The sequence below is a fragment of the Pseudomonas sp. HY2-MNA-CIBAN-0224 genome (assembly GCF_040310285.1).
In the GTDB taxonomy this organism is placed as follows: domain Bacteria; phylum Pseudomonadota; class Gammaproteobacteria; order Pseudomonadales; family Pseudomonadaceae; genus Aquipseudomonas; species Aquipseudomonas helleri.
In genome coordinates this window covers 1-12,300 of the sequence record NZ_JBEOPQ010000001.1, presented here as the reverse complement: position 1 = coordinate 12,300, position 12,300 = coordinate 1, and the positions used below count along the sequence as shown (strand labels likewise).

Here is a 12,300-nt window from a genome sequence, read left to right as displayed (position 1 = left end):
CAATGAACACATTTCCCGTTTCCATCAGCCTGTCGAGCTACGGCGCCGACCTTGTTCGCGAACGTGGGCAAGCGAGTTTTATCGAGCTGCTGGCCAAAGCCGGCGCCACACGTATCGAGCTGCGCGAAGAGTTGCTCACCGGCGAAGACCCGACCAGCTTTAGCCAGGCAGTTGAACAGCACGATCTGGAATGCCTGTATTCATCGCCGATGGAACTGTGGGACGCCGGCCAGTCACGCCCCAACCCACAACTGCTGCCAACCCTGCAACGGGCCCAGGCCTTCGGCGCCAAGTGGCTGAAGGTCTCACTGGGGTACTTCACCGAGCATTGCGACATGCGCCAGTTGGCCGCCTGCCTTGAGCAGCAGTCCGTATGCTTGCTGGTGGAAAACGATCAAACCTCCCAAGGCGGACGCATCGAGCCCATGCAGCGCTTTTTCGACAGCGTCGAGCAGTTGCAAGCGCCCGTCAGCATGACCTTCGACATTGGTAACTGGCAGTGGCAAGACCAGTCGGCCAGCACCGCCGCCCGCCTGCTGGGCCGCCACGTGACCTATGTGCATTGCAAAGGCGTGGCGAGACGTCCGGATGGCAAGTTGATTGCCACCCCGCCGACGGCCACCGACCTGCAAACCTGGCAACAGCTCATGGGCCACATGCCGCACGGCCTGCCTCGCGCCGTCGAATATCCGCTGCAAGGCAACGACCTGACCTGGCTGACCCGCCAACACGTGCAGGTACTCTCCAGACTCAGTCACACGCAACAGGAGCCAAGCTATGTCTAACGTCGATGTGTTGTCATTTGGCGAAACCATGGCCATGTGGGTGGCCGAGCAAACCGGCGACCTGGCCCAGGTCGAGACGTTTCACAAGCGTATCGCCGGGGCGGACAGCAACGTGGCCATTGGCCTGGCCCGCTTGGGGTTCAATGTGAACTGGTTAAGCCGCGTAGGGGCTGACTCCCTCGGGCGCTTTGTGATCAACACTTTGCAAGGCGAAGGGCTGGACTGCCAGCATGTGGCGATTGACCCGCAGCACCCCACCGGTTTTCAGCTTAAATCGCGCGTCGATGACGGCAGCGACCCGCACGTGGAGTACTTTCGCCGGGGCTCCGCCGCCAGCCACCTGAACCGCTCGGTGATCAGCGAGGCGTTGCTCAGCGCACGACACTTGCATGCCACCGGCATCCCGCCTGCGCTTTCCACCAGTTGCAATGAGTTGTCTTTTGAACTGATGCGGGCGATGCGCGCCGCAGGCAAAAGCGTGTCATTCGACCCGAACCTGCGCCCGTCGTTATGGGCCAGCGAACAGCAGATGATTCGCGACATCAACGCTCTCGCTGCCCACGCGCACTGGGTGCTGCCAGGACTTGCAGAGGGCCGCCTGCTCACCGGGTACGACGCCCCTGCGGACATTGCCGCGTTTTATCTGGACCAAGGCGCCGAGGCGGTGATCATCAAACTCGGCGCTAAAGGCGCGTTCTTGCGCACTGCCACCACCGAGCACTTTGTGCCCGCCGTGCCTGTCGCCAACGTGATCGACACCGTGGGCGCGGGCGATGGCTTTGCCGTGGGGGTGATCAGCGCCCTGCTGGAAAACCTCAGCCTTGCCCAAGCGGTGCAACGCGGCAACTGGATCGGCAGTCGCGCCGTGCAAAGCCGTGGCGACATGGAGGGCCTGCCGACCCGCGCTGAACTCAACCAGTTCTCAACCGCCGCCTGATTTTTTGCTCGACCCGTTACCTGCTGCGACAAAAACAACAAGCTCAGGAGCATCACCATGCACTCACTGAAACTCGCCACCCGCCGGTGGTGGTACATCATGCCGATCGTCTTCATCACCTATAGCCTGGCCTATCTGGACCGCGCCAACTATGGCTTTGCCGCCGCTTCGGGCATGGCCGCCGACCTCAACATCACCCCCGGCCTGTCGTCGTTGCTGGGAGCGCTGTTCTTTCTGGGGTACTTCTTTTTCCAGGTCCCCGGAGCGGTCTACGCGCAACGCAACAGCGTTAAAAAGCTGATTTTTGTCAGCCTGATTCTCTGGGGAGGGCTCGCCACCTTGACCGGCGTGGTGTCCAACGCCTACAGCCTGATCGCCATCCGCTTCATGCTCGGCGTGGTTGAAGCCGCGGTAATGCCCGCCATGCTGGTGTATTTGTGTCACTGGTTTACCCGTGCCGAACGCTCGCGCGCCAATACCTTCCTGATCCTTGGCAACCCGGTAACCATGCTCTGGATGTCGGTGGTGTCGGGCTATCTGGTGGAGCATTACAGCTGGCGCTGGATGTTTATTGTTGAAGGCTTGCCTGCCGTGTTCTGGGCGTTTATCTGGTGGCGCCTGGCGGATGACCGCCCAAGCGATGCCAAATGGCTCAGCCAGCAAGAGAAGCAAGACTTGCAAAGCGCGCTGGATGCCGAGCAAGTGGGCATGACCCCGGTGAAAAACTACGCGGCGGCCTTCCGCTCGCCAAAAGTCATCCTGCTGGCCTTGCAGTTCTTTTGCTGGAGCATCGGCGTGTACGGCTTTGTGCTGTGGCTGCCGTCGATCCTTAAACAGGGCGCACACATGGACATGATCGAAGCCGGCTGGCTCTCAGCCCTGCCCTATCTGGCGGCCGTGATCGGCATGCTCGCGGTGTCGTGGGGCTCGGACAAACTGCAAAAGCGCAAACGCTTTGTCTGGCCACCGTTGCTGATTGCCTCTATCGCCTTCTACGGTTCCTACGCATTGGGCGCCGAGCACTTCTGGTGGTCCTACACATTGCTGGTGATTGCCGGGGCCTGCATGTATGCGCCTTATGGCCCCTTTTTCGCCATCATCCCGGAAATCCTCCCGGCCAACGTGGCAGGCGGCGCCATGGCATTGATCAACAGCATGGGTGCCCTGGGCTCATTTGGCGGCTCTTATCTGGTGGGTTACCTGAACAGCGAAACCGGTTCGCCGGGCGCATCGTACCTGCTGATGAGCGGCGCTCTGCTGATTTCGGTGCTGTTGACCTTGATGCTCACCCCAACGCACAAAGATCCGGTTGCCCCTAAACGCCGCGCCCCGCAGCGCCTGGCCCACTCTTGATTTGAATGTCGGTGAACCCCTTGAAAAAACACGTCGTGCTGTACAAAGAACTGTCTGAACCGCTGATGCAGCGACTGCAAGCCGAAACAGACGTCACGCTGATCAAGCGCCTCGACGCCCAAGGGCTGGAGCAACTGCGCGCCGCCCTGCCCCACGCCCACGGTTTGCTCGGCGCCAGCCTTAAACTCGACGCGCAATTGCTCGACCTTGCCCCCAAGCTTGAAGCCGTGGCCAGCGTGTCTGTGGGCGTTGATAACTACGATATTGACTACCTGACCCGGCGCAACATCGTGCTCACCAATACCCCGGATGTCTTGACCGAGACGACGGCGGACACCGGTTTTGCGTTGATATTGGCCAGCGCCCGGCGCGTGGTGGAACTGGCAATTAAGGTGCGCAATGGCCAGTGGCAGAAAAACATCGGGCCCGAATCTTTTGGCACCGACGTGCATGGCAAAACCCTGGGCATTATCGGCATGGGCCGCATTGGTGAAGCCCTCGCCCAGCGCGGTCACTTTGGTTTCGGCATGCCGGTGATCTACCACAGCAATTCGCCAAAGCCTGCGGTTGAGGCGCGCTTCAATGCGCGCTACCGCAGCCTCAACGAGCTGCTGCAAGAAGCCGACTTTGTATGCCTGACCTTGCCGCTGACGGCGCAAACCGAGGGTTTGATCGGTGCTGAACAGTTCGCCCTGATGCGCCCAGAGAGCATCTTTATCAATATCTCGCGGGGCAAAGTAGTGGATGAAGCGGCGCTGATTAAGGCCTTGCAGCAGGGCCAGATCCGCGCCGCCGGGCTGGATGTGTTTGTACGCGAGCCGCTGGAAGTGGACTCGCCGTTGCTGCAACTGGATAACGTGGTGGCCACACCGCATATTGGCTCGGCTACCGTTGAAACCCGAGAAGCGATGGCACGCTGCGCCGTCGATAACCTGCTGGCCGCCCTGGCCGGCGAACGCCCTGCCAATCGGGTGAATTGAGCTGAAACCTAACCCGTAGGAGCTGCCGCAGGCTGCGATCTCTTGATGTTGAGGATCAAAAGATCGCAGCCTGCGGCAGCTCCTACAAGGGACGTGCGATGTTTATGTGTCGTAAGGGTTACTCACCCGCCTTGATTTTGGTCCACACGCGGGTGCGGACCCGGTCAATTTTCAGCGGCATGGCTTCGAGTGCGAACAACTTGCCCATCATTTCTGGCGTCGGGTAAACCTTGGTGTCGGCCTTGATCTCGGGACTGACCAACGCGTCCGCCTGCTGGTTGCCGTTGGCGTAATGCACATAGTTGCTGATGCCCGCCATCACATCCGGGCGCAGCAAGTAGTTCATAAAGCTGTACGCAGCTTTTTCGTCTGGCGCATCGGCGGGCATGGCAACCATGTCAAACCAGATTGCCGCCCCTTCCTTGGGAATCGAGTAACCAATCTCGATGCCGTTTTTCGCTTCTTTGGCCCGGGTCTCGGCCTGCAAAATGTCGCCCGAGAAGCCTACCGCCACGCAGATATTGCCGTTGGCCAGGTCGCTGGTGTATTTCGAAGAATGGAAGTAACTGATGTAAGGCCGGACTTTCATCAGCAAATCTTCGGCTTTTTTGTAGTCATCCGGGTTTTTGCTGTGGGGTGGCAAGCCCAGATAATTGAGGGCAGCCGGGAGGATTTCCGGGCCGTTATCGAGAATCGCAACGCCGCACTTGCTGAGCTTGGCCATGTTCTCTGGCTTGAAGATCAAGTCCCAGGAATCAACCGGCGCGTTATCACCCAAAACCGCTTTGACCTTGGCCACGTTGTAGCCAATCCCGGTGCTGCCCCACAAGTAAGGGAAGCCATGCTCATTGCCCGGATCGTTGACTTCCAGCGCCTTGAGCAGCACCGGGTTGAGGTTTTTCCAGTTGGGCAATAGGCTCTTGTCGAGCTTCTTCAACGCCCCGCCTTCAATCTGCCGGGCCATGAAGTGGTTGGACGGGAACACCACGTCATACCCGGAGTTGCCGGTCATCAACTTGCCGTCCAGCGTCTCGTTGCTGTCGAACAGGTCATAGGTAAAACCGATGCCGGTGTCGCGTTGAAAATTCTTCATCGTGTCGGGCGCAATGTAATCCGACCAGTTGTAGACCTTCACCGTCTCGGCGGCCTGACACAACGTACCAACCAGCATTAGGGGCAACAGGGTAGTCATACGCTTCATGATTCGATTCCTAGCATGTTTTGGGCAGCTTTTTTATAGGCAGGTATCGGCAGTGTTCAGCGATCAAAAGATCAATACATAGGTCTTGCGCACGGTTTCCTGGATGTCCCAGATACCAGTGCTGTTGGCAGGCAACATCAGTGCATCGCCCGCTTCTATAGTCAGGGGTTCACCGCCATCGGGGGTGAAGGTGCAGCGGCCTTGAATAAAGTGGCAAAACTCCTGCTGGACGATTTGCCGGCGCCAGCGCCCAGGCGTGCACTCCCAGATTCCGGTTTCGACGCCATCGGTGCGCTCAACACAGGTGACCGAGGTGACCGATACCGGCGTTCCCAGCGGCACAGCCACCGGGAAGGACTCTTGCAGCACAGCATGGGCGGTGTTTTTAAAGTGCGTGATGCTCATGAAAAACTTCCTGATCAAGACAACAAGGGTTACTGCATGAAACCTTCCATAAAATCCGCCATACGGCTGGCAAATTGCCTACGCCACGGCGGGCTATCGAGATTCGCCAGGGTTTTGTCTTCGTACACAAAGCTGCGAATGATCGCGTTGTAACCCAACCAGCGGCACGGTTCGGGCTCCCAGGCCTTGAGCGCTTTTAACCCGCCTTCGGTTAACACCCAAGGCTGTTTAACCTCTGCCGTGTCCCGTTGCAGAATCAGGTCGGCCAAAGTTCGGCCGCCTAAATGACTGGCACCCACGCCTTCGCCACCGTAGCCCCCGGCCAGCGCAACGCCCTGCTGGCGGTCACAGAGCATGTGCGGCTGAAAGCGCCGCGACATGCCCAGATTTCCGCCCCAGGCATGGCTGATCTCGACGTTTTTTAATTGCGGGAATAGTTCACCAAACAGGTAGCGGCGCAGCTCGATTTCGCTGGCGGTGAGGTCGAAGTTTTCGCGCAGGCGCCCGCCAAACTGGTAGCCCCCGCGCGCGCCGAACACCAGGCGGTTATCCGCCGTGCGCTGGCCGTAGGTCACTTGGCGGCTGCTCTCGCTAAAGGCTTGCCCCTGCGACAGGCCGATGCTGTCCCACAGCGCCCCGGACAACGGCTCGGTGGCGACAATCAAGCTTTGCACCGGCAACTGATAACGCCCCAGAGGCGCCAGGGTGTTGGCATAGCCTTCCACCGCCGGCACCACCCAGCGGCTGCGAACCTGCGCCTTGGCCGTGCGGGCCTTGCCGGGCTGCCAATCGGTCACAGGGCTTTGCTCAAAAATCTGTACGCCCATACGCTCGACAGCGCGGGCCAGCCCACGCACCAGTTTGGCCGGTTGAATGGTTGCCACGTGGGGTGTAAAGATACCGCCGTAGGGTTTGGCGACACAGATCTGCTGTGCCAATTCATTAGGGCTTAGCCAGCGGTAGTCGGCGTCGTTCAAGCCTTGGGCATGCAGTTTGCCCAAGTACCGGCGCATGCTGGCTTCTTGCTCCGGGTAGCGCGCGGCACAGTACAAGGCGCCGCCTTTGCGGTAGTCACAGTCAATGCCCTCGCGATCAATCACGCTTTTGACTTCGTCCGGGATGCCGTGCAGCAAATCGAATGAGGCGCGCCGTTGCTCGGCCGACAGCCTGGCAAGCAAGCGGTCTTCGCCCAGCAGGTTACCCATCAGCCAGCCGCCATTGCGGCCCGACGCACCAAAACCTGCGGTCTGCGCCTCGACAATGGCGACGCTCAATTCGGGCGCATGGCGTTTGAGGTAGTACGCGGTCCACAACCCGGTGTAGCCAGCGCCAATGATCAGCACGTCGACCTCCAGGTCGTGCTCAAGCGAGGGCCGAGGCGTCAGGGTTTCCTCAAGCTGGTCCATCCATAAACTGATCGCGCGCCATGCTGGCATTACCGACTCCACCTTGGGTTCAAGAATGGGTCGATCCTAGCGTCAGTGCTCAGCCAGCGTCTTGCGTGCGTGCACGCAAAGAAATTTGCTTGGCGTAGGCCTTGGGTGACTGGCCGGTGTGCTGGCGAAAACAGGTGTAAAAGGCCGATATCGAGTTGAAGCCCGCCGAAAACGCCACCTCATCCACCTTGATTGGTGCAACCGCCCTATCCATCGCCGCTAACACATGCTGTAACCGCGCCTGATTCACATAGCGATAAAAGCTTTGGCCCAGCACCTTGTTCAACAAATACGACATCTGGTTGCGCGTATAGCCGCAGGCCTTGGCCACCTGTTGCAGGTCCAGTTCGGGGTCGAGATAGGGCTGCTGACGTTCGAAGTAGGTTTGCAGGTCTTGGGCCATAAAGCTCAATTGCCGGGCCGAGAGCCCGAGGCGACTGACCGCCGGGCGCAGCGGCGGTTGTTGTGCGGTGTCAGGAGCGGTTTCGTGCACCAGCGAGGCGTATTCATTGACGCGCCAGATCAGGCCGTCGCGGACGGTAATCGCTTCACTGGCGCGAAACGACACCAGTCCCTGACTGCCGCGCAAGGTCATGCGGTATTGAATGAACGCAGTGTTGCCGTCCAGGCGAATCCGGTCACTGTGCTCCAGCGCCTCATCCGCCTCCCTGGGCATGGACTTTTGCACGTACTCGCGCAACTCAGCGAGGACCATGACGCGGTTCTGGAAGAAGTCGTGATAGCGCACGTCAGGATGATAAAGCGCCATCACGCCGTCCAGATCGCGGTACTTCCAGCACAGGTGGTAGCGCATGACCGTTTCGCCAGTCGCCTGGGTCTGTTCAGGGCCGTCGTCGGGGAGTGACATAGAACGCTCAACTGGCAAAAAACACAGAATGCCGAGTTTACCCACACGCTTCAATAACAGCTGGACGGAGCCAAATCAGCCGCAGCGCATGACACACATCAAAACTGGCGCCATAAAACCGACGAAATGCAAAAAAAGGCTTATCGCCATCACTGATGAGTGCTAGGTTAAACACGAAAGTCTCGCAAATACTCGAGGAGAGGTTAGCGCCTCGCCATCACGTCAGAGCAAAAGGAATCGCTCTTCATGAAATCCGTCAGCTCCATCGATAAATTCAGCTTCCCCAACGCCTGCCAACTCATGCGCTGGCACTTTCACCCCATTGGCTTCGAGGCGACCATGGACGCGCCCAAGAGCATGGTTGCCCGGTTGTTTGACCGCGCCACCGGAGAAACCATGATTGCCATTGCCGGCATCCCCTGCGCCACCAGCATGAGCACCGGGGAAGTGGCGCGCATCATCCAGGCCGTAGAGGACGAGCTCGAAAGCTTCGTTCCCCCTTTGGCGTGGCAGGCTTAAGCCATCCCCAAAATCCTTGTAGGAGCGAGCTTGCTCGCGATCTTTTGATCTTTAAAAGATCGCGAGCAAGCGCGCTCCTACACGTTCACGTTAACCAGCTGTCACCTTTGAACCGCGTAGGTCCTCAAAAAACGCCTTGCCCTTGGGTATCCGGTCCGAGGCCTTGGGCATGTTCGGCCCTTGGGCGTCCTGGCTTTCCAGGTACCAATAGCAATGCGCCACTGCCCGGGTAATGCCGACATAGGCCAGTCGCAGGATTTCGTCCTTCTGCGCCGCATCGTAAGGGTCCGGCTCGCCGTCCTTGCCCAGGCCCGCCATGCGGTAGACCTGATTTTTGTACGGTGACGAGGTCAGATGCTGGCAATCGCCCAGCAGGAAAACAGCGTCAGCCTGCAGGCCCTTGGAGCTGTGATAGGTCAGTTGTTTAAGCCTGCGATCTTCTGGAGCCAACCTCGAATCCACATTAACTACAGACTGTATATCCTTTTCAATCAACAGCTTATCGCTGCTTTTTCGATACAACATTAAGATTCGATCGCCCGCGTTGTAGTGTTCGATCAATCGGGCCGCCAAATCCTGGTCGTCCCGATTGAGGACATTCACCGGCACGGGCTGCTTGGGCTCGCCGCTGGCCTTGGCGCGTTTACCGGCAATCGACGGCGCCGCCCGCACGATGTGTTCAGCCGCGTCGATGATGTGCTGATGGCTGCGGAAGTTATCGCTGAGCATCACGCGCGTGGTCGCGGGCGACGGGAATTCTTTGTTGAATTCCATAAAGTACTTGGGCGAACTGCCGCGCCAGCCATAGATCGACTGCCAGTCATCGCCTACGCACAGCAGCGAGGAACGCTGGGCGCCCCGCCCGACGTGCATGGCAGGCCCACGGCTGCGGATCTCCCGCAAGCTGGCGCGCAGCCACGAGACGATCTGCGGTGACACGTCCTGGAACTCATCGATCATCAAATGCGACAACGGCCGCAGTTGCTCGTGGCTGAGCAGCTTGAAGTTCTGCGGCGTGTTCTCACCAAACAACGAGAACATGCGGTTGTACGTCATCACCGGTGGCGTTTGCGCCAGTAGATGGTCTTCCAGCGCCCGCCAGTAAAGGCTCAAGGCCTCAAAGAAGAAACGGTCCGGGTCATCCTTGGCAAAGCGCATCTCACCCACCGCCGCCGCTACGTCGAGCCCCAGGTTCTCGATAAAGCTGGCGGCCGCAACAAAACAGTCGAGCAACGGTGCTGAAGTCAGCTCGCCCTTGAGCTTGTAATCAAAGCCCGGTCCGGCACTGGCATCCCCTGCCAGCGAAGCAATGACTCGCTTGGCATCTGCATAACTTTCTAACCAAATCAGCGGCTTACTGCAAAAAGCTCGAAACAGTGTGCGCTTGACTGCCCATTCTGCGCGAACCGTCAGTTTGGCCCCGGGGCGAGAGATTTGCGGGTTTTCACGCGGATCAAAGCCCAGCACGATCCAGGCATCCAATTGCGGGATATACCCGTGGCAATGGAACTGCGAACCGTTGATCTCCAGGGTTTCCCGGTTCGGCTCGATCCCTTTGATCGGCCAGGCCCCGGCGGCAAACCACAAATCTTCAAGAGTGTCGCACAACTCTTCATCGCGCTTGGCTGCCAGTTCGGTGACCGCCATACGTTTTTGCACATCCGGGTGATCACGCTCCAGCTCCTTGAGCTGCAAGGCATGCCGACACAACGGCGCCAGTGTTTCGCGAAAACGCGCATCGCGGGTGTACAGCCCGTGGTAACAGGCATTGAGCTGCTGACGCTGAGCGTCGTTGATGCGTAGATCAAACGGGTTGCTGTCGGCGTCGTCTTCACTCAGCAGGCTGCGCGAGTTCAGGGTTTCGAAGGCCTGCAACTGACCATAGCCGGGCAAGCTGCGCACCATCGGCAAGATCCGTGAGTGGAAGGTCCGTACCACATCGCGGGCCTCTTTAAGGCTCAGGGTGCGGCCCCACAAGGTGAAAATCTCTTGCAGCTTGCTGATGAAGTCTTTGCGCGACTCGCGGGTGAAGGTCACCACCGTCATGGAGTCAAGTTCAAAGCCCAGGTAGTGGGTCAATAACAGGATGCGCAGCACCAGCGACGTCGACTTGCCCGCCCCGGCACCAGCAACCACGGAGGTCGACGGGGTGTCACTGAAGATCATCTTCCACTGCGCTGCGCTGGGCTGTGCGTGCTCGGGCAGTAATGCCGCGACATCGGCCTTGATCTGCTTTTTCAGCTCAGGGCTCAAGGGCAGGCGCCAATCGTCGAACAGATTGTCATCAATCCCCGGGGCACGCAGTACCTGCGGGCGGGTGTCGCTGATAAACAGCACTTGCCGACCTTCCTCCAGCCCTTCGGTGTGCCCTTCCTTGAAGCCGTAATCGAAGCCTGAAGTGTGCCCGCTGCGAAATCCGTCAGCCTGGCCTTGTAACCACGACGCCGCATGCTGGGCGCGCAAACGGCTTAAACCGTTGCCAAACAAGCGAGCAGCGAGGCGTTTTAACCAGGGCAGTTGGGCTTGGGGGACAAGTTGTTCAGGCACATCGGGGGTGTTTTGCGTCACGCTGACTCCGTGGGGTGAGGCTGTCTGGGCACAAAGGCTATGGTCGCCGCATTACGAGCAGATTTCTAGCTAATTGCTTGAGCATCAGTTGCTTAGGGTTTGTTGTGCTGGTAAACCCCACAAGGCAGACCACCTAAAACATCAAATTACCTGATAGCTTTTAAGCATTTTTTGCGCTTTTTATCGATATGTTCATGCAGGAGAATCAGTTCCATCATTAATCGGGTAACCGTTTACACCCTTCCGGCGACCTGAACAGGAGAAGAATCATGCTTGAACTCAGACCCTTCAACACCCTGGGCGGTGCACACCACGGTTGGCTGGATGCCCATCACCATTTTTCGTTCGCCAGTTACCACGACCCAAAACGGATGAACTGGGGCAACCTGCGCGTCTGGAACGACGACATCATCGCCCCCGGCACCGGCTTCCCGCAGCACCCGCACCGCGACATGGAGATCATTACCTACGTGCGTGAAGGTGCAATCAGCCATGAAGACAACCTGGGCAACAAAGGCCGCACCGAAGCCGGTGACGTGCAAGTCATGAGCGCTGGCACCGGGATTGCCCACAGCGAGTACAACCTGGAGTCGACGCCGACCAAGATCTTTCAGATCTGGATCATTCCTGACCAAGCCGGCCAGGCACCGTCATGGGGCGCCAAACCGTTCCCGAAAGGCCAGCAAGAAGGCTTTGTGACATTGGCCAGCGGCAAACAGGGCGACCACGAAAGCCTGAGCATCCGCGCAGACGCCCGCGTAGTGGCCGCCAACCTCAAGGCCGGGGAAAGCGCCGAATACCGCCTGGACAGCGGCCGCCGTGCTTATTTGGTACCGGCGACCGGCGTGATTGAAGTCAATGGCCTGCGCGCGCAAGCCCGCGATGGCGTGGCCATCGTCGACGAAAGCGTAGTGCGGGTGACAGCGATAGAAGACAGCGAAATCGTGCTGGTGGATGTCGCCTGATATCACCGACTCACATTTGCCTCGCGATCTTTTCGAAAATCAAAAGATCGCGAGGCAAGCTCGCTTGTGTCTTCGTTGGAGTTAAGGTGTTAGGTGAGAGGGGTGGACGGCAAGCTGCTAGCTCGCGGTGCCATGAGCACGGGTAGGAGCCGAGCTGCCGTCCACTCTTCTCGCTCTGGCTCAAGCTCGAACAGTTGACTGAGTCCGACCTCGAACAACAAGCGTGAGCCAGGCCAGAGCGACCTCTCATCTCCAAGACTAGAGGCTTTACTCATGTCTGCCT

At 58.9% G+C, this 12,300-nt stretch carries 11 protein-coding genes; 6 read left to right on the top strand and 5 right to left on the bottom strand.

The window, feature by feature from the left end; genetic code table 11:
* The first annotated feature begins 2 nt into the window (after positions 1-2).
* The 4 genes from AAEZ03_RS00055 to AAEZ03_RS00040 are packed head-to-tail and all read left to right on the top strand — an operon-like array spanning position 3 to position 4,055.
* Positions 3-785, top strand: a complete 783-nt coding sequence (locus AAEZ03_RS00055) for a sugar phosphate isomerase/epimerase family protein (RefSeq protein WP_350574807.1) — start codon at positions 3-5, stop codon at positions 783-785.
* The gene (locus AAEZ03_RS00050) at positions 778-1,722 is read left to right on the top strand and encodes a sugar kinase (RefSeq protein ID WP_350574804.1); all 945 of its coding nucleotides are present in this window, start codon (positions 778-780) and stop codon (positions 1,720-1,722) included. The genes AAEZ03_RS00055 and AAEZ03_RS00050 overlap by 8 nt, the downstream gene beginning before the upstream one ends.
* Before the next feature lie 57 nt (positions 1,723-1,779).
* Positions 1,780-3,075, top strand: coding sequence for an MFS transporter (locus AAEZ03_RS00045; RefSeq protein ID WP_262125713.1), 1,296 nt, complete (start codon positions 1,780-1,782; stop codon positions 3,073-3,075).
* A 5-nt stretch (positions 3,076-3,080) separates the two neighbouring features.
* On the top strand, positions 3,081-4,055 hold the full coding sequence (locus tag AAEZ03_RS00040) for a 2-hydroxyacid dehydrogenase (protein WP_185059504.1): 975 nt from the start codon (positions 3,081-3,083) through the stop codon (positions 4,053-4,055).
* Positions 4,056-4,173: 118 nt separating this feature from the next.
* Here the strand turns inward: AAEZ03_RS00040 and AAEZ03_RS00035 are convergent, their stop codons facing one another.
* From AAEZ03_RS00035 to AAEZ03_RS00020, 4 genes are all read right to left on the bottom strand, one after another.
* Positions 4,174-5,256: a polyamine ABC transporter substrate-binding protein gene (locus AAEZ03_RS00035; protein WP_502947869.1), complete on the bottom strand. Its 1,083-nt coding sequence runs from the start codon at positions 5,254-5,256 to the stop codon at positions 4,174-4,176.
* 63 nt (positions 5,257-5,319) lie between these two features.
* Complete coding sequence (locus AAEZ03_RS00030; protein WP_048370089.1) at positions 5,320-5,661, bottom strand: cupin domain-containing protein; 342 nt, start codon at positions 5,659-5,661, stop codon at positions 5,320-5,322.
* Positions 5,662-5,690: 29 nt separating this feature from the next.
* Positions 5,691-7,097, bottom strand: coding sequence for an NAD(P)/FAD-dependent oxidoreductase (locus AAEZ03_RS00025; protein WP_123748902.1), 1,407 nt, complete (start codon positions 7,095-7,097; stop codon positions 5,691-5,693).
* Positions 7,098-7,146: 49 nt separating this feature from the next.
* Positions 7,147-7,965, bottom strand: a complete 819-nt coding sequence (locus AAEZ03_RS00020; RefSeq protein ID WP_350574801.1) for a helix-turn-helix domain-containing protein — start codon at positions 7,963-7,965, stop codon at positions 7,147-7,149.
* Positions 7,966-8,211: 246 nt separating this feature from the next.
* Between AAEZ03_RS00020 and AAEZ03_RS00015 the strand changes: the two genes are divergently transcribed.
* A complete protein-coding gene (locus AAEZ03_RS00015; protein ID WP_123748900.1) occupies positions 8,212-8,484 on the top strand; it encodes a DUF1652 domain-containing protein in 273 nt (90 codons plus the stop codon).
* Between the two features lie 90 nt (positions 8,485-8,574).
* Here AAEZ03_RS00015 and AAEZ03_RS00010 read toward each other — a convergent pair whose 3' ends face one another.
* On the bottom strand, positions 8,575-11,052 hold the full coding sequence (locus AAEZ03_RS00010; protein WP_350574799.1) for a UvrD-helicase domain-containing protein: 2,478 nt from the start codon (positions 11,050-11,052) through the stop codon (positions 8,575-8,577).
* Between the two features lie 269 nt (positions 11,053-11,321).
* Between AAEZ03_RS00010 and AAEZ03_RS00005 the strand changes: the two genes are divergently transcribed.
* Complete coding sequence (locus tag AAEZ03_RS00005; protein ID WP_350574796.1) at positions 11,322-12,017, top strand: pirin family protein; 696 nt, start codon at positions 11,322-11,324, stop codon at positions 12,015-12,017.
* Positions 12,018-12,300: the final 283 nt, after the last annotated feature.